The organism is Paraburkholderia sp. USG1 (assembly GCF_031570135.1).
Lineage (GTDB): Bacteria > Pseudomonadota > Gammaproteobacteria > Burkholderiales > Burkholderiaceae > Paraburkholderia > Paraburkholderia dioscoreae.
The window spans coordinates 41,346-59,084 of sequence record NZ_JAMWXW010000009.1; the positions used below are offsets into that span (position 1 = coordinate 41,346).

Genomic DNA, 17,739 nt, shown 5'->3' on the forward strand with positions numbered 1-17,739 from the left:
TGAATGAATTGGCATTCTGCGAATGTTAATGCAAATAAAACTGGCATTTCGTACGGCACCGCACACACGGCGACTACTCGAAAACGGCCGAGTTACAACTCGAACCATCCTTCGCCAAACCGATTTGAAGTGACTTTTTCCCGCCGGAACGTCAGAATGAGCGCAGCCGGCTTCGTTATGCCGGCATCTGCTCCATGCGGGCGCCAGCCCGCGTTTCTTCTGACGATAAATCTCCGGAGTGGCAATAAGTAAAACGAACATCCAATATAAGCACTTAAGCGCGCGGCAAAATTATTTAATTGGTTGTTATTGGATCCCGCGAATATAAACATGGCGATTAATGTTTCAAACGTGAAACACCGAAATAAGACAACTTTAGACCGCGCGGCAATAGACGGGCCAGTGGCGGAATGTGTCGGATGAGAAGCGGGCTATTTCCGCCAGCGGTTTGCGGAAATACACTATGCGGTTTCCGCAACACATTGGCTGAAGGGACGCGGCCCGGCGGGTCTGACCTGGTGAACTAGCAAATGGGCGACGTGTTTGTCGTCTGGGGGAAGTACGGCGAACGGCACGGGGAACACATGTCGAATGTACGCGAACAGCGCGCGCCGCGAAAGCGCGCCGGCGGCTTTTCCGCCGTGAGTCGAGGACTGCGAGTCAGTCTGGTTGCCTCGGCGGCAGCCATCATCCTGCTCGGTCTTCCAACCGTTCGATGCGCGGCCGCAGACGCTGCACCGCAAGCGAATGGCGTGAGTGCGAGCAAGGGCGAATTCACCGCGGACGGCAGGAAGTGGACACCGTGTGCGGCGGAATACGGCACCTGCCGTTTCAGCGGAACGCGCGACGTGCTGTATGGCACGGTGCAGCAGCACGTCGTCAAGACGTTTGCGGATAGCGCAGAGTGCAACAACGCTGTCTTCGGCGATCCGGCGCCCGGCGTGGAGAAGCGCTGCGCGATGACGCAAGCGGCAGCGCCCGCAGCGAAGCCTGTCGCGAATACGGACAAGGCGTCGGGCGCTGCGGTGCAATCCGCCGCGCCCGCGGAGTTGGAGGCGCCGCGCGGACAAGGCTTGCGTTGCTCGGCACCTTCGTTGCAGGTGCCCACAGCGCAGAACGGTGATCTGCTCGAAGCCGACACGCCCAGCGACGGCACCCGTCTGTTCGCCGTGACCAAACCCTTCGCGCTTGTTTTCGCTACACGCCCCACACAAAGCGACACGCTTACCTGGCAAATACGCGACACGTGGAATGTCGTGCGCGCCAGTGGACGCTTCCCCGTTGCGGCCGGCGCAACCCTGTCCACGCTGAGTTGCGCGTCCAGCGTGGCGGGTTACTTCGCCGTGTCCGCATCGCTGGAACGCGCACATGGCCAACTCGAATCGCGCGGCACGCGTCCCGCGGGCATTGTGACGTTCGGCGTGCTGCCGGACCCCTCCGCCGCCTTACCCGCGGTGCGTTTTCCGTATGAAGATCTGCACCGCTTCGGCGGCCAGGGCGCCGCCTATCTGGCACCCGGCCAGCAGTGCTGCGACGGCGACGGCTACCGGCCGGTCTACACCGCGCTCGGCCTGTCGTGGGTCAACGACAATCGCAACTGGTATATGGAAGAGCCGAAGAAACCGGGCACATTCGAGCCTGCGACGAAGCAGCTCACGCCGTTTTTCCGGCGCGGCGACCTCATGCGGCTGATCCAGCTCGACGGCATCCCCCAGTGGGCGAGTCCGACCGGCAAGGAAACGCACAGCTATGCGCCGACTTCGCTCGCGCAGATGAAGGACTACATGGCCAGGGTCGGCGCCGAGTCGAATCGGGTGCGCATGACCTACTTTCCCAAACAGCGCGACAACTACTATCAGGTGACGTGGGAACCGGACGCCGACGGCGGTCTGCCATGGCGCGACACCGACGCGAATTTCATCGCCATGTACAAGGCGGTCTGGGAAGGCATCCATCACACGGATCCCCATGCGGTGGTGATGGGCCTGACGTATTCGTCGGTGCAAGGCAACGTGACGTGGATGCGCAAGCTCGGTCCGCTTGGCATCGGCCGCTATATGGACGGCATGACGATTCACGGCTATTACGACATCGGCACGACGCCCTCGCATCCGCCCGAGCGGGTGACGGACACCGGCAATCAGGGCACGGTGCCGGGCGCGCTGCCCGCCGCGATGCGGGCGCTGCGCCACGAAATGCGTCAGTACCTGAAACCCGGCGCACCGCTGTTCGTGACCGAGACCGGCATCAGCTACGACATCGGCGAATCGTATGGCAAGAACTATCCGGGCGCGAATGTGTTGTATGCCCAGGCGGCGGTCACGGCGCGCACGCATCTGATCCTGCTCGGCGAAGGCGCCGACATGACCTACGTGTTCTATCTTGCGGATATGCCGGACGCCGCGCCGGGCTACGGCATTTTCTTCGAGCTCGATCATCCCACGGGCGCTTATGGCCCGACCCGCATCAGCCCGAAGCCCGCGGCGCTCGCAGTGGCGGCGATGACGCGCATCATCGACGGCACCGTGACGCTCGGCCCGCTCAAGGGCGTTCCCAAAGGCGTCTACGCGTACGCGTTCCGCCGGCTCGGCGGCGGCAAGATCGTCACCGCCCTCTGGACACATGACAACGACGCATGGAGCGCCAGGAGCGGTTTCGACGCGAGCCGCAACGTGGACTATCGGCTGCGCGTCGACGCGCCCGGCAGCACCGGAGAAGTGACGGTGTTCGACATGATGGGCAACGCGACGACCTTGCCGTACCGCGACGGCGTGGCAAGCGTGAAACTCTCGCCGGCGCCGGTCTACGTGGTCTCCGGCAACGCCGACGTTTTCAGGGACGCGGTCACGACACCTGAGGGTTATGTGGCCCGTTAGCGGCGCGATGTGACGATACTTCGGCGTGATGTGACAGGCTCTGCGGCTACTGGCGCACATAGTATGCAGGCGGGGGCACGATAGCATGGCTGTCAACACGCCGGAGCCGAAACATGAACGGCCTTGCATGGATGATGCTGGTACTGGCCGCGATGATCGGCGCGTTTCTCTTCGCGACGATCGGCGCGATTCTGCTCGCGCTCTTTCTGGCGAACGTGTCGGGCCGGCTCACACGGAACGATGATCACCATCGCGACTACTAGCGAATCGTGACGAACGCCCGACGTCGCTTCGGAGCCGCCCAGAACAGGCGCGCCCGAGCGGCGCGGCAACCGCGGGAGAAGACATGCTGACCGAGATCGATTTCCTGGACGTGGTCCGCCTCACGCCTCTGGTCGCGTTCGATCTGATCGTCAGCGATACGCGCGGGCGCGTGCTGATCGGCCGCCGCCGTAACCGCCCTGCTCGCGGCACCTGGTTCGTTCCCGGCGGCCGCATTCACAAAGACGAAACACTCGACGCCGCTTTCGCGCGCATCGCCGATGCGGAGTTAGGCATTGCGAATCTGGCGCGCTCGACGGCGCGCTTCGAAGGCGTGTTCGAACATCACTACAGCGACAACTTCGCGGGCGAGCCGGACGTGTCGACTCACTACATTGTGCTCGCCTATGCGCTCACGCTCGCGGGCACGGCGCCGCTCGGACGCCCCGAGCAGCACAGCGAATATGCGTGGCTCGCGCCGGAGGAACTGCTGGCGCGAGCGGACGTCCACGACAACACCAAAGCCTATTTCCGCTAACGCGCGAGCAGGCAGGCATGCGTGCCTGCGTCCATGCCGGAGCGCAATGTGACGCCGATTGTGAGTTCGGTAACGTGGCGGCTATGGCCGCTACAGTATGATTCGAGCTCATCGTCAGGACTCGAATCACTATGCGACCATCGGCAATCAGGCTCGTTCGCGATTCATTCATTGCATGCTTCGCGCTGTTCGTCTTCGCCTTCCTGCCAGCATCCGCACACGCGGCAGACTGCGGCGCCGGCACGCTGGTCACCGTGGTCGCGCATCTCGATGACGATCTGCTTTTCGTGGACCCCGCCATCAGCGAGCGTCTCGACGCGGGATGGTGCATCACCACCGTGCATCTGATCGGCGGCGCCAACGGCGCGGACTTCGCCTACGTTCAAACCCGCGAGCGGGCTTCGCGTCTCGCTTACGCGCGCATGGCGGGCGTGCCTGACGAATGGCTCGAATCCAACGTGACGATTGCCGGCAAGCTCGTGCATCAGATGGTGCTCAAGGCGAGGCCGCAAGTGCGCCTGCTCGAACTGCGCCTGCCAGGCGGCGGCGTGCGCGGCGGCCGCGAACCGCTCGGCCTGCTGTGGGAACAGCACGCCACGCTCTCCACTTATCCAATGAACGCGGACGGCTCCGTGCGCGTGAAGTACGATCGCGATGCCTTGTCGGCCACCTTGAAAGCGATACTCGCGCAGGCCACGCTGATCTATACGCTCAATCCGGATACCGTACCGTTTATCGAGCACCCCGATCATATCTACGCCGCGCGTATCACCCGCCATGTCGCCCAGACGCTCGGCAAGAGCGTGCCGATCGTCTATCACGTCACCTATCCGACCGGCGGCTGGCCGGGCAACCTTCCCGCGGCCGAAGTGCAGCGCAAGCGCGACATCGTCGCCAGTTATTTTTCGATCGACGGCAGCGAATCGTCGCATGTGTTCGGTGAGTTTCAATGGGACGGCAACTGGATTTCGCGCCGCTATGCGTTTGCCGATCGCACCGATCGCCGCGTACCGGATTTCGTGTCTCATCCGCTTCAACTCTTCAACGCGGCGGCGAGCCGCTGCCTCAGCTCCGCCGGTCCGGGACGCGCGCCGACACTCGCCGCGTGCACGGGTTCGCCGGCTCAGCAATGGCGATGGGATCCGCTAACCGTCTATCCCGGCAACACTCGCAACGCGGCGCTCGTGAGCGCCGCGACTTCGCAATGCATTGCCGAGCGCGACGGCTATCTGGTCGCCGAGACCTGCGATCAATGGGACGTGGCGCAGCGCTGGACGCCGTGGGACTTCGGCCTCGTCTATACGCCGATGCGCCACTGCCTCGGCGAAAACGACGGCAAGCTGACCATGCGCGGCTGCACCGCGCTCACCACGCGCTACCGCTGGGCCACCACGCAACGCACCCAGGCGAACGATCTGAGGCTCGCCACGGCGATGACGGGCGACGTCGCCGGTTCGGGCGAGCAGTCCGTGGTGTACGTCCAGCGGCAACACGACGGCCCGGGCTTTAACGTGTATGCCGCGTCGCTCGCCAAGGCGTCGCCGCCCGCGCTGTGGTACGCCAACGTCGTGCCGTTCGATCCGCAGGCCACCGCGCCGAGTTGCGCCGGCGACAGACTGTGCTTCGACAGCGTGCGCTTCCTGCTCGGCGATTTCGACGGCGACGGCAAGGCGGACCTGATGATCGTCGCGGCACGCGAGGGCGGGACCGCGTTCTGGTTGCTTCGCAGTGCTGGCGACCACTTCGAGGCACCGCACCTGTGGCTGCAAACGAGCAATGCATTCAGGCCGGAACTGACGCAGCAATACGTGGCTGCGGACTTCACCGCTACGGGACGGGCCAGCGTGCTGATCGCGCAGAAGCGGACCGACAGCGGACTCGATCTGTGGGTGGCGTCGCCGCAAGGATCGGGAGGCTCGGTGGGATCCGCGCCGACGCTCTGGGCACAGGCCAGAAGCCTGCCGCAGAACGTCAACCTGCTGGTGCGTGAGACGGCGGGCACGCGCGCCGCGCTGGTCGCGGTGGACAGCGCGAACGGACGCCTCGCGCTCACTCCCGTCGCCAACGAGGGTGCACGCATGACCCTCGGCGAGCGCAACGTCTTGCCAGCGAGTTTCGTCCCCGACTTCGTGAAAGTGACGATGGGCGCCGTGCATGGCCGCGACAGCAACACATTGATTCTGCTGACGCCGCATCTCGACGAATCGAGCGAAGAAGCGATGATCGACGTCGCCACGCTCGACATGAGCGGCGCGGGCAGTACACCGGCTCAGGCGGCGACATTGCATGGATTGTCGTGGTCGGATGTCTTCCCGGAATTCGTGCGCGACAAACAGGGGACCGCACTCGTGCTGTTTCGACGCACCGACGCCACCCTCGGCGATTTCTATTTCACCGGCGGTGCGCCAGCGTTGTCGCGCTATCCGTCAGGAAACGGACTCGTCTTGGGCGAAGCTCAGGAACTCGGCAAGCTGCCGGGGCTTTTCTCGGAGACAGTGCGCATCGACCGGCTCGCGCAGTAGCGTGCGGGCCGGCCGATCCGGCCGGCGTCAGGCCGAAACCTGGAGCGGCTGAACGAACTTCCGCGCGATCGTCATATAACGGTCCGCCGTGTCGTGCAGCGTGTAGCCGGCCAGTTGCCGGTTCGCGCGCGGCGTGCCGAGCGCGCTCAGCAGGGCGCCGCCGTAGGCTTCCGGGTCGGTCGTATCTACGAGGTCGACGCCGGCAAAAGCGCTCGCAAAGCCGAAAGACGGAATCCGGCTCGCCACGACAGGAATACCCGAGGCAAGCGCCTCCAGAAAACCGATGCTTTGCGCTTCGAAACGCGACGGCATGGCAAAGACGCGCGAGGCGCGCAGAATCGCGGCGACGTCGGAGCGCGGTCCGCCCACGGTCACCCGGCTTTCCAACCCGAGCTCGCGGACGAGCGACAGCACCGCCCTGTGATAGTCCAGATCTTCCACGACACCGCACAATAGCAGGCGAGCCTCCGGCTCCGCTTGCAGCACGCGTTGGAACGCACGGATCGTGTCGAGCTGGCTCTTGCCTTCGATATACCGGCCGAGCTGAACGATCTGCTTCGGATGCGCCTCGATATCCGGCGTGCAGGCGTCGTTGGCTCCGGAGAACAGTTGCGCGTCCACGCCATTCGGAATCACGACCATGGACGGATGCCGGCCGATCTCGCGCAGGTAGTCGTCGATATTCTGCTGCGATACGCCGATGATCGCTCTCGCCCGTCGCGAGAGCAGGCGCTCGGCCCGCTTGAGCGCGCCGTTCTCGAAGTCGTTGACGCCGGAATGCATGACCCAGGCAATCGGCGTGTGGACCGGCAGAAGGCGTACGTACAGCGCCGCAAGCGTCGCGTGAGCCACGATGAAGTCGGGCCGGAAACGCCGCACCACGCGATACAGGTGCAGCAGTTTGCCTACCCTGCCGTAGCGAACCTCGGGAAACAGACAGGTGACGCCCGCGGCCTGAAGTTCGGCGCGAATGTCGGCGAAATCGTCCTGCTGTGGGAGCAGCGACGTCATGCAGACCTCATGGCCGCCGCGCTGATGATGAATGGCCAACCCTTTTACGAGTACTTCTGCGCCGGACAATCGCGGTGCATGAACCAGTTGAAGAATCCTCACGATTGATCTCTCTGCATAACCGCTTTTTTTTGCGCAGCGGATGGGATGCCGCCCCCGTTATTCCAGACCCCCAATAACGTCGGTATCCATCGTCGTGTATGACGCGCTCCTGTTTGGGAACGCGTCATGGCCTCCGTAAAACAGCGACAGTTCCGCCGCGAAGTCCATGTCGCGAGGAAACCTTACACCCAAGATCAAGTACTTTTACGCCAAGCCCAAGACTTTTTCCGCTGGCCAATGAGCGCTAGCGCCCATTTCTCAGTGGATTGGCGGAGCTGGATAGTTAGGTATCCGTTTCAACAAATTACGACCCCAATTCGCCATGGCGGAAAAAGACAGGTTTCACCTGACAGATCTTTTCATAAGATAAAAGCAATTAGTACTGCATTAATGTTCATACGTAACGACTCGTTACTTCTTTTAAGCCTACTAATGCGTATTGTTGCGGTCGATTCTTCCCAAATTGAGCATCTCCAGCTTACAGGACAGTAAAAAGTTCATCGGCTAGCGCCATGAACTCAGGTATTGCGATCTGGATCGCGCTGTTCCTCAACGCGCTGGCCGTTTTCGTCGTACCTTCGCCGGTCGGCCGATTCCGCCAAACCCGCTCGCGTCAGCGGCCCGGCTTCGTACGGCAAACGTTTCTCTGCGGAGAAACGCGTTCGAGGCCGACAACCCGGGAAGGCATCACCTTCGCGCAGTTGCAACGCTGCGCACCCAGGACGCCAGTGTCGAAGCCTCGGTCATCGGCTGGCTTGCAAATGAACCTCGATGTTCGCTCCGCCTCCCAACGCGCTTTGCGCGAGGACACGGACGAATAATCAGCCAACGCATTGCTTACGGATTGATGAAAACGCAATTACTCCTACTTTCGACACTGTCCCTCGCACTCGCCGCATGCGGCGGCGGCGGTGGTGGTGACAGCGCCGGCGGCGCCTCGGCCAATCAGGCCAACGGCACCGGCGGCACCAGCAGTCCGGCCAGTTCGGCCAGCACGTCTGCCGCAGGGAACGCCAGCACCGGCACCGTTGCGCTGAACGCCACGGGCGGCACCGCGGCCATGAGCTGCGCCTCGCCCACCACGTCGGCAGGCTCGGGCAGCGCGACGATCTCCGCGGATACGCCCAGTGCGGACGGCACGCGCATCTTTGCGTCCGGCAGCACTTTCCAGCTCGCCTTCAACACCGACGCGCCGGCTGCGGATACGCTGAACTGGGCCGTCACCGACACGCTCGGCCGCGTTGCCGCGAGCGGCACCACCGCCGTGCCGAGCGGCGCGAAGACCATTACGTTCAACTGCACCTCGACGCTCGCCGGCTATTTCGCGGCAACGGGCACGCTGGCCAAAAATGGTGGACAGTTGCCGCAGGCCGGTACGCGTCCGGTGGGTATCGCGACTTTCGGCGTCACGCCGAATCTGTCCGGCGCCGTGCCGGCCGTCACGTATGCGCGCGAGGAGCAGCATCGCTTCGGCATGCAGGGCGCGAACGGTAACGGTCCGCTGCTTGCCGCGCTCGGCATTTCGTCGACCATCGACGACCGTCAGCTCTCCACCATGGAACCGAGCGGCCCGAACACGTTCAACCCGTCGGCCGACAATCTCGATCCGTTCTACAAGAACAGCAACGTGATGCGGCTGATCCGTCTCGACGGCATTCCGGCCTGGGCCAGCAGCACCGGCGCCTTCCAGGACGACACCACGCTGCCCGCAGATATTTCGTACTACCAGAGCTACATGAGCCGGGTGGGCACGGAATCGAACGCGATTCGCGCCGCGTACTTCCCGACCCAGTCGGCGAACTACTATCAGGTGACGTGGGAGCCGAATCAGATGTGGACCGACACCGACGCGAACTTCGTCGCGTTGTACAAGGCCGTCTACCAGGGCATTCATTCGACCGATCCGCACGCGATGGTGATGGGCCCGGCCGACGCCTTCCCGAGCCTGACCACCTCGCACCTGAAACGCCTTGCGCCGCTCGGCTTCGGCCAGTACATCGACGCGGTCGCCACGCACGGCTACTATGACGCTGGAACCTCGCCGTCGCATCCGCCCGAGCGCTATGACAGCGACCCGTCCACCGCCTCCGGTTCGCTGCGCGGCCAGATGCGCAACCTGCGCGCGGAAATGGCCACCGACTACCGTACCGGCATGCATCTGTTTTCGACGGAAGCAGGCATCAGCTACGACCTCGGCACCTCGTACGGTCCGAACTATCCGACCGCCAACGTGCTGTACGCACAGGCGGCGGTTGCGGCGCGCATGCACATCATCACGCTCGGCGAAGGCGCGGATCAGACCTACGTGTTCTACGGCGCGGACTATCCGGATGAAGTCGGCTACGGCACCTTCTTCGACCTGAGCGATCCGCAAGGCGCATTCGGCGCGACCAACATCAGTCCGAAGCCGGTGGCAATGGCGATCAGCGCGATGACGCGCACGCTCGACGGCACCACGACGCTCGGTCCGGTGAACGGCACGCCGACCGGCGTCTACGCCTACGCGTTCCAGCAGGTGGGCAACGGCGCGGTGATTACCGCTCTGTGGGCGCACAACAACGACGTGTGGAGCGCGAGCGTGGGCTTCAGTTCGAGCTATGGCGTCGCGTACAGCCTCAACGTAGACGGGCCCGGCACGAACGGCACGGTCAAGGTGATCGACATGATGGGCAACGCGACCAATGCGAATTACAGCGACGGTGTGCTGAAGCTCAACCTGACCGAATCGCCGGTGTATGTGGTGTCGAACAACGCGTCGGTGGCGCGAGCCAACGCGACGACGCCGGTGGGATACGTCGGCATGTAAGCCACGCGCCCGACGTACCCGGATTCGGGTACTCGACAGACGTGATAGAACGTCAGCCGGCTCGAGGGTCGGCTGACGTTTTTTTACGCTCGGGACATGCGAGGCAACTGCGAGTTCGCAGCAACTCCTCTCACCCCACTCTCACCCTTCTCCTAGCTGCCCCTCCATGCCGCGCAGTTCGCTTTCGCGTTCCTTCGACACCTTGCCGATCGGCGGCCCGGCGAAACTCTTGCGCACACCCGCGCCATACCAGATGGTCAGCAGAACCGCGAGCAAGCCGACAATCACATAGACCACCTTCTGATTCGGCGGTTGCATGCCGACGTAGGCGAGCACCAGTGCGCCGATCACCGCCGCCACCGCGAAAGGCTTCGAGAGCGTGCCCAACTGGAACGGGCCTTTCTCGTTCCACGTGCGGCCTTCGGCGAGAATGCCGGCCGCAATCGGCATGGCGTACGAGATGAACAGGAACACGGCACTGCCTGCGATCAGCACGGTGAAGGCATCGCCGTACAGCGTGACGACGATCGCCAGCACCGCCGAGGTCCAGATCGCGGCGCCCGGCGTGCGATGCGCGGCGTTCACTTTACGCAGCCACTTCGACGCGGGCAGGCCGCCGTCGCGAGCAAACGCGAACATCATGCGCGACGTGGAAGTGACCGCCGCAAGACCGCATACGTAGTTGATGAAGAACATCAGCAGTTCGATCACAATGCGCAGCGGCCCCGGAATCGGCGCAAGGATCGCTTCGAAGAAACCCGTGCCCTGCTTCACTGCCGCGCCGATATCCGGCATGACCAGCACGAACGCGCACACCATCACGTAACCGAAGGTGGTCGACCAGAACACCGAGCCGACGATCCCGCGCGGCACGTTGCGCGCCGCCTCGTTCGTCTCCTCCGAGGTATGCGCCGACGCGTCGAAGCCGGTAATCGTATAAGCGGTCAGCAGGAGGCCTGAGAGAAACGCCATCGCCATGGTCTGCTTCGGCCACGCGCCGCCGTCCACGCCGGTGAAGTTGGTGAACGTATAGAGCCGCGACAGATCGATCCTGACCGGCGAATACAACAGCAGCGCCCCCACCAGCAGAATTGTCACCGCGAAGATCAGATAGCCCGACAGGTCGGTGATCTTGCTCGTGATGCGAATGCCGCGATGATTGAGGAACGCTTGCGACGCGGTGATCACGGTCAGAAACAGCGTTTGTTGCCACCAGCCGAGCGCTTCGGGTTTCACACCGAACATCGGCGCGATCAGCGTGCGGAAGAACGGATCATAGGTGCCGTAGTTGATCGCGGCGACCACGAACACGAGGCCTAGCAGATTCAGCCAGGCGGTCAGCCAACCCCACGTCTTGCCGCCGAGAATCGAACTCCAGTGATAGAGGCCGCCCGCGGTCGGATAAGACGAAGCGATCTGCGCCATCGCCGCGGCTACCACCAGCGCGAACAGCGAGCCGAGCGGCCAGCCGAGTCCGATCGACGCTCCACCCGCCGCCGACAGGCCCATCTGGAACGACGTGATGCCGCCCGACAGAATGCAGATCAGCGAGAACGACACCGCGAAGTTCGAGAACGCCCCCATGCGCCGGGACAGTTCCTGCGCGTAACCCATCTTGTGCAACAGCTTGACGTCGTTGTCGGCGGACTCCGCCGACGGCAAGGCCGTGTTGATGTCCATGACGCGATCCTTTGAACAGGTTATGACGAAGCGGCCAACCGGCGAGCCGGTTCAACGGCGTGGCCGCGCAAAGCAAAGCGGATGACTAGGCGGCCGTGAAGCAGTTATCGACGTACAGGTGCGCGCCGTTGACGAAACTCGCGTCGTCGCTAGCGAGAAAGAGCGCGGCGCGCGCCACTTCTTCCGGCGCGCACAGGCGTCCCTGCTGCACCGACAAGGCGGCTTCGCTCGCGTCGAAGCCGTACTTCGCGAGCGCGCTGATTTCGCGGCGCCCATGCGGCGTGTCGATAAAGCCGGGGCACACGGCATTGCAGCGAATCCCGCGGTCGCGATACTCGACGGCGATGGCGCGCGCGAACATCGCACATGCGCCTTTGGTGGTGCAATAGAGCACTTCGAGCGGCGTTGCCGCCACCGAGGAGATCGACGCCGTACACACGATCGAGCCGCCGCCCGCCGCGAGCATGTGCGGCAGCACGGCCCGCGTCATCATGAACATGCTCTTCACGTTCACGTTCATGAGCCAGTCGTAGTCTTCGTCGGTGGTATCGACGAACGGCTTCACGACGATGCTGCCGGCGTGATTGAACAGCACGTCGATACGCCCGAAGCGCGCCATGATGCCGGCCACGGCGGCATCGACGGCCGCGCGCTTCGACACGTCGGCGGCGAACAGTTCGGCGCTGCCGCCTGCCGCGCGAATCCGCGTCACCACTTCCTCGCCGGCATCCGTATTGATATCGACAACGGCGACCTGCGCGCCTTCCTGCGCGAACAGCAACGAGGCCGCGCCGCCCGCGCCCGTTGCACCGCCCGACACGATTGCGATCTTGCCTTCCAGCCTGCCTGTCGGTCTGCTCATGCGTGACTCCCTTTTTGGTGCATTGCGTTGTGCACAAAGTAGGGGCGGCAAAAAGCGGCGACTATCCAAAATTGGCAAAAAATAAAAATCCCGTAAAAATCCGGCCGCCGGCAAATACCATGCGACGACTGTTTCCGGATGCCCGCCCGTGGGCGCAGACGGTCCCCGTCAACGCTACGGCACGGCTTTTTTTTCGCATACACTGGTCGGCACGAGGCTTTCGGGGAGCGCCATCGGAATCGGGAGATACTATGCAGGCGGTCAATCAGACGAGCGGCGCGGTCGAGATTCGTTGTTGCCGCAACATCGATGAGCAGGCGATGTTGCTCGACGCGTGGAACCAGAGCTATTGCCAGATCTCGCGCGGCGCCTTCGACGGCTCGGTGAGTTCATGCCACGCGGGCGGCGTGCGGGTACTCGTCGAGCGCCTGAACCGCACGGTCTATCAGCGCGGCCAGGTAGCTGCATCCAGGGTCGCCGTGGGCATTCCGTTTCAGCTCGAAGGGCACGCGTTGTTGTGCGGACAGACGAGTCACCGCGACGGCTTGCACGTGTTCTCCGGCGACGGCGGTTTCGAGTTTCTGTCGCCCGACAGGCACGTCGTGGTGAACCTCGAAATCGAGCCGGCTGCGCTCGGCGATCCTCTGGTGCGTTCGCAACTCGACGAAATAACGTTGCTACTGGGTGCGAAGCCTGGCGTATTGAATGTCGATCCCGCGAAACTGCAAGGCTTTCGCGAAGTGCTGAAGCAGTTGCTCGACACGGTCGCGGCCACACCCACTTTGCTCGACGACGCCGGCGTGGCCGCGGCGTTCGAGAAGTCGGTGATATTCGGTCTCGCCGATGTTTTGCAGGATCTGTGCGATGCCGATCCGCATGGGAATGTCGAGGCACGCACTGCGCGGAACTGGCAATTGGTGCGCGGCGTTCGTGAGCTGATCGAGGAGTCGCCGGATTGTCCGCTTTCCGTCGCGGAGTTGTGCGCGCGGTTTCGCGCGAGCCGACGTACTTTGCAATACGCGTTCGAAGATACGCTCGGAGTCAATCCGTCCGCTTATATGCGAGCTGTTCGGCTCGATCACGTGCGCCGTGAATTGCGCGGCTCCGGTTCGGTGACGGAGGTCGCCACGCGGTGGGGGTTCTGGCATTTCGGGAATTTCTCCAGCGAGTATCGCGGACAGTTCGGCGAATTACCGTCGCAGACCTGGCGAAGGAGTCGGATCGTTTAGATTCTTTGCCTGAGCGGACAAAAGAGGCGCACACTAGCTTACTGCTCCTATGCGGAGCAATAACCGCCAACTGGGGAGTCCATCATGGCAAAAGGTCAAATGCGCAGTAATCGCGAAGTGAAGAAACCGAAGCAGGCGAAGAAACCGGCGCCTGCCACCTCGCCATCGGGCGCGCCGCCGATCCGCGTCGCGCCGAGCACCTCGGCGACCGCGAAGAAGCACTAGGAAGACCGCATGAGCAGGCCCGCCGCAGCGAGGCGGGCATTCATCCAGAACGAAATTCCTGTAGCGCCACATCCTGCATCTTCGGCCAGCGCGTTCCGATGGCCACCGTCATTACCTCCATTGTCATGCCGTTGGACCAGAGATAAAACAGAACTCCGTCCACATGAAGCGGCGAACACATCCCACGATCGCGTTCGCGGAGAATATCGCGGAAATCCGGTTCCGCGAATAAACGAATCCGCTTGCCCGTGTTTGAATGCCGCTGTGCCTGATTCGCGTAATGGCTATGCGAAATAGCATTACCCGTTAGCACGAGACATACTCCGAGACCCACCAGCAACACGGCGGGATCGCAAACCCGATCGAATCGATTGAGCCGATGCTGATACGCGCACTTGCCCGGTGTTTCCGCTCTCGCTATGCTGAACGGCTCGCCGGCTGCGTGCATGTCGGCAAAACACGAAGCGCAGGACGAACCAGAACAATCGAGCCGGGATAACCATGTCCACCACCAGTCTCTTCTTTACCGCTGCGGGCGTCGGGCTCGCCATTGCCGCGCCGGTCGGCCCGATGGGCATGCTGTGCATCCGCCGCACACTGACCGGCGGCCCGCGCGCCGGACTCGCGATCGGCTTCGGCATCGCGACCGGCGACGCGGCATATGGTTTGATCGCGGCGCTTGGCCTCGTCGGCATCTCGCAGTTCATGCTCGCGTATGACCGCCCGCTGCATCTGCTCGCCGGGTTGTTCCTGTTGTACCTGGGCGTGCGCACGCTGCTCCAGAAAGCTCCCGCCGACGCGGCAAATGGCCCGACAGGCGACGCAACAAACGGCAACGGCAAGCTCGCGCAGGTGGGCCGCGCCGGCGCCCTGCGCGCCTATGCGAGTTCGTTGCTGCTCACGCTGACCAATCCGCAAACGGTCATCATGTTCGCCGCGCTGTTCACCACACTCGCCCCGCGCGGCGCGTTTTCATCGAGCATTGCGCTGACCACCGTAGGCGGCGTATTTTGCGGCTCGATCGCGTGGTGGTGCTTCCTCGTCACCGTGGTGTCGCTCGCGCGCCATGCGATCGGCAGCAAACTGCGCGTCGCCATAGACCGGATCGTGGGGGTCACGCTGGCGGCGTTCGGCGTCGTGGAGATTCGCCGGGCGCTTTGAGCGGGGAGGCGGGGCGGGCGCCATCACGCTCGCGGGCGGCGCAGCACGTCGCTTCGTACGCGAACGCGGCAGTTTTGCGACAATAGCGGCTTTCGCCGCGCCGCGGCGGCCTGGCCGCCGCCCTCCATCGACTGTCGAAGGCAGGCGCACAGGCCTTTGCCGCCTGATCCGTCCAACCCACCCGACCGTCAGCGGTCCGCTCAATGGCTCTTCCCCACATCGATCTGCTGTACTCCGTCTCCGGCCTGTTCGTCGGCTTTCTGGTCGGACTGACGGGCGTCGGCGGCGGCTCGCTGATGACGCCGATCCTGGTCCTGCTATTCAACGTGCATCCGGCCACCGCCGTCGGCACCGACCTGCTGTACGCGGCGGCCACCAAGGCGACCGGCACGCTCGTGCACGGCCTGAAAGGCTCCGTCGACTGGCAGATCACCCTGCGCCTCGCCGCCGGCAGCGTGCCGGCCGCCACGATCACGCTGATCCTGCTGCATCGTTACGGCATGGACACGCCGGGCGCCGGCCGCCTGATCCAGATCGTGCTCGGCGCGGCGCTGCTGGTGACGGCGGTGGCGCTGGTGTTTCGTCCGCAACTCGCGGCGCTCGGCGCCCGCAAACAACGCACGCCGCGCCAGGGACGCACGCTCGCGCTGACCATGCTGACCGGTGCGGTGCTCGGGGTGCTGGTGTCGCTGACGTCGGTCGGTGCGGGCGCCATCGGCGTGACGGTGTTGTTGTTGCTCTATCCGCTTTTGCCGACCACGCGCATCGTGGGTTCGGACATCGCGCATGCAGTACCGCTCACGCTGCTGGCGGGCGCCGGTCATTGGCTGCTGGGTTCGATCGACTGGTCGATGCTGCTGTCGCTGCTGGCGGGGTCGCTGCCGGGCATCGCGATCGGCAGCTATCTGTCCTCGCGCGCGCCGGACGCGCTGTTGCGCAACCTGCTCGCCGCCACGCTCACGCTGGTCGGCGTGCGCCTCGTGTTGGCCTGAACCGCCGCGAAGGGGTGTCGGCGCGCCGGCGCAACCGGCCGGCGGCTATTTGAAGAACCGGCAGGTCAGGTCGGCCTCGAACTGCCGGACCCATTGACCGTGACGGTCGTGATAAGACTGCGCCCAACCGCCGCGCCGCACGGTGATGAGGCGCTCGTGCGCGGCATCGTCCGGATCCGCGCAAGCACTGATGTCGAAATGCGCCGGGGCAAAACCGTGCCGCGCGCACACCAGTTCGAAAGCCGCCCGATCGCTGATGGGTAGATCGGTATAGCGCAAAAGCGAGGTTTCCATGGCGTTGACTCCGGTTCCCTACGCATGACAGTACGCTTCGCAACGCGTCAGTAATGTGTCACAGCGCACAGTCGCGCCGTGGCGGCGCCACCGTGCTGCTTGCGACTGCCGGGATCTATCATCGCCGCTTCAAAAATCGGCAAATTAAAATAAAAAAGGCTCCGGTTTTTTTGCCGGAACCTTGGTGCATACCTGCATCACGATGGCGCATGGCGGCATGATGCCGCCCGCGCCAGACGCCACAACCTGCTTACTGCTGCACAACGGTCAGCTTGTTCGACACCGACGTCACGCCGGCGACGCCCTTGGCGGCTTCGCCGGCAGCGTCGATCTGGCCTTGGTCAGGCACCGAGCCCGTGAGCGTCACCGCGCCGCCACGAGCGCGCACGGCGATGTTCGACACGTCGATACCCTGCGCCTTGGCCAGCGCGCTACGCACCTTGCGACCCAGCTGGCTGTTCGCCTTCTTAACCGTCTTGGCGCTGGCAGCCGGCGCGGCGGTCGTGCCGGTTGCCGTTGCGTCGCTTGCCTGAGCGTACACATTGCACGCCACCACCATTGCCACAACCGAGCCCAGCGTTTTCAGAAAACCGACCGATTTCATAGCTTTTCTTCTCCTTAGCTTCACATTGGACCGCATACACAAGCGGCTTCGTACGACTTCCGGCAGCCATGCCGGGCACGCGCGACAAGGCGCGCGGCCAAGCGACGGCCGACTATGGCTGCGACACGGTGTGCGAGAGGCGGAGAGGCCGGCTGCCGTTGCCGCATGCGATGACGGGCATGCAGTGCGGTACGACAGGCCAGCAAGCCGCGAAGTCCGCGAGCGCGCCCGGTTCTTGTGTGTCTTGCCGGGTCGCGCTGCGCGAAACGTCGGTTCGCGGCAGCGATGCACAATTTAATCTAGCCGGGCCAGAAGCGCAAAGGGTTTAGTCAAACGGGACGCACGAATCGCGTTCGGGCGCACCGCTGTCACACGGCGTTCACGATTTGTTACGGGTTTGTCGGTGCGCGCCGCCGCCGCGTGTGCCGCCGTGCGGGCAATCTCAGGTACCATCGGCGCGACGCCGGCTGCCGCGTGGCTCGTGCGCCATTCGCGGCAGCCGGCGCGGCGCTCTGCGGCACCTGGTTCGCGCGCCGCAGAGCGCCGTCCCTGTTCACTTTCGACCGTAGCCGTCAC

The 17,739-nt window shown here is 63.8% G+C and carries 15 protein-coding genes; 9 read left to right on the top strand and 6 right to left on the bottom strand.

Translation table 11 applies throughout. The features are described from left to right. The first annotated feature begins 584 nt into the window (after window positions 1–584). The 4 genes from NE850_RS14025 (at window position 585) to NE850_RS14040 (ending at window position 6,197) form a co-directional block, all read left to right on the top strand. Window positions 585–2,876 carry a hypothetical protein gene (locus NE850_RS14025; protein WP_165184559.1) on the top strand — a complete coding sequence of 764 codons (2,292 nt, stop codon included), beginning with the start codon at window positions 585–587 and terminating at the stop codon, window positions 2,874–2,876. A 113-nt stretch (window positions 2,877–2,989) separates the two neighbouring features. Then, window positions 2,990–3,139, top strand: coding sequence for a hypothetical protein (locus tag NE850_RS14030; protein WP_007179066.1), 150 nt, complete (start codon window positions 2,990–2,992; stop codon window positions 3,137–3,139). An 83-nt stretch (window positions 3,140–3,222) separates the two neighbouring features. Continuing rightward, on the top strand, window positions 3,223–3,675 hold the full coding sequence (locus NE850_RS14035; protein WP_007179067.1) for a GDP-mannose mannosyl hydrolase: 453 nt from the start codon (window positions 3,223–3,225) through the stop codon (window positions 3,673–3,675). Window positions 3,676–3,806: 131 nt separating this feature from the next. After that, window positions 3,807–6,197 (top strand): PIG-L family deacetylase, encoded by a 2,391-nt coding sequence (locus NE850_RS14040; RefSeq protein ID WP_310698869.1) that lies wholly within the window; start codon window positions 3,807–3,809, stop codon window positions 6,195–6,197. A gap of 27 nt (window positions 6,198–6,224) precedes the next feature. Here NE850_RS14040 and NE850_RS14045 read toward each other — a convergent pair whose 3' ends face one another. Then, window positions 6,225–7,310, bottom strand: a complete 1,086-nt coding sequence (locus NE850_RS14045) for a glycosyltransferase family 4 protein (protein ID WP_007179069.1) — start codon at window positions 7,308–7,310, stop codon at window positions 6,225–6,227. An 847-nt stretch (window positions 7,311–8,157) separates the two neighbouring features. Here NE850_RS14045 and NE850_RS14050 point away from each other — a divergent pair. Next, a complete protein-coding gene (locus NE850_RS14050; RefSeq protein WP_310698870.1) occupies window positions 8,158–10,116 on the top strand; it encodes a hypothetical protein in 1,959 nt (652 codons plus the stop codon). A 141-nt stretch (window positions 10,117–10,257) separates the two neighbouring features. Here NE850_RS14050 and NE850_RS14055 read toward each other — a convergent pair whose 3' ends face one another. Further along, window positions 10,258–11,796 carry an amino acid permease gene (locus tag NE850_RS14055; protein WP_310698871.1) on the bottom strand — a complete coding sequence of 513 codons (1,539 nt, stop codon included), beginning with the start codon at window positions 11,794–11,796 and terminating at the stop codon, window positions 10,258–10,260. Between the two features lie 85 nt (window positions 11,797–11,881). Beyond that, window positions 11,882–12,658 carry an SDR family NAD(P)-dependent oxidoreductase gene (locus NE850_RS14060; protein WP_007179072.1) on the bottom strand — a complete coding sequence of 259 codons (777 nt, stop codon included), beginning with the start codon at window positions 12,656–12,658 and terminating at the stop codon, window positions 11,882–11,884. A gap of 251 nt (window positions 12,659–12,909) precedes the next feature. Between NE850_RS14060 and NE850_RS14065 the strand changes: the two genes are divergently transcribed. After that, a complete protein-coding gene (locus tag NE850_RS14065) occupies window positions 12,910–13,887 on the top strand; it encodes a helix-turn-helix domain-containing protein (protein ID WP_310698872.1) in 978 nt (325 codons plus the stop codon). 84 nt (window positions 13,888–13,971) lie between these two features. Beyond that, window positions 13,972–14,112: a hypothetical protein gene (locus NE850_RS14070; protein WP_007179074.1), complete on the top strand. Its 141-nt coding sequence runs from the start codon at window positions 13,972–13,974 to the stop codon at window positions 14,110–14,112. A 40-nt stretch (window positions 14,113–14,152) separates the two neighbouring features. On the opposite strand, the gene NE850_RS14075 is transcribed toward NE850_RS14070, so the two are convergent. Continuing rightward, window positions 14,153–14,425 carry a hypothetical protein gene (locus tag NE850_RS14075; protein WP_165184551.1) on the bottom strand — a complete coding sequence of 91 codons (273 nt, stop codon included), beginning with the start codon at window positions 14,423–14,425 and terminating at the stop codon, window positions 14,153–14,155. Between the two features lie 188 nt (window positions 14,426–14,613). Here NE850_RS14075 and NE850_RS14080 point away from each other — a divergent pair, with 188 nt between their 5' ends. Both NE850_RS14080 and NE850_RS14085 read left to right on the top strand, forming a co-directional pair. Next, a complete protein-coding gene (locus NE850_RS14080) occupies window positions 14,614–15,273 on the top strand; it encodes a LysE family translocator (RefSeq protein ID WP_007179075.1) in 660 nt (219 codons plus the stop codon). A 203-nt stretch (window positions 15,274–15,476) separates the two neighbouring features. After that, on the top strand, window positions 15,477–16,265 hold the full coding sequence (locus tag NE850_RS14085; protein WP_165184545.1) for a sulfite exporter TauE/SafE family protein: 789 nt from the start codon (window positions 15,477–15,479) through the stop codon (window positions 16,263–16,265). 45 nt (window positions 16,266–16,310) lie between these two features. On the opposite strand, the gene NE850_RS14090 is transcribed toward NE850_RS14085, so the two are convergent. Both NE850_RS14090 and NE850_RS14095 read right to left on the bottom strand, forming a co-directional pair. Further along, a complete protein-coding gene (locus tag NE850_RS14090; protein WP_165184542.1) occupies window positions 16,311–16,559 on the bottom strand; it encodes a hypothetical protein in 249 nt (82 codons plus the stop codon). 250 nt (window positions 16,560–16,809) lie between these two features. After that, window positions 16,810–17,163: a BON domain-containing protein gene (locus tag NE850_RS14095; protein ID WP_165184540.1), complete on the bottom strand. Its 354-nt coding sequence runs from the start codon at window positions 17,161–17,163 to the stop codon at window positions 16,810–16,812. Between the last annotated feature and the right edge of the window lie 576 nt (window positions 17,164–17,739).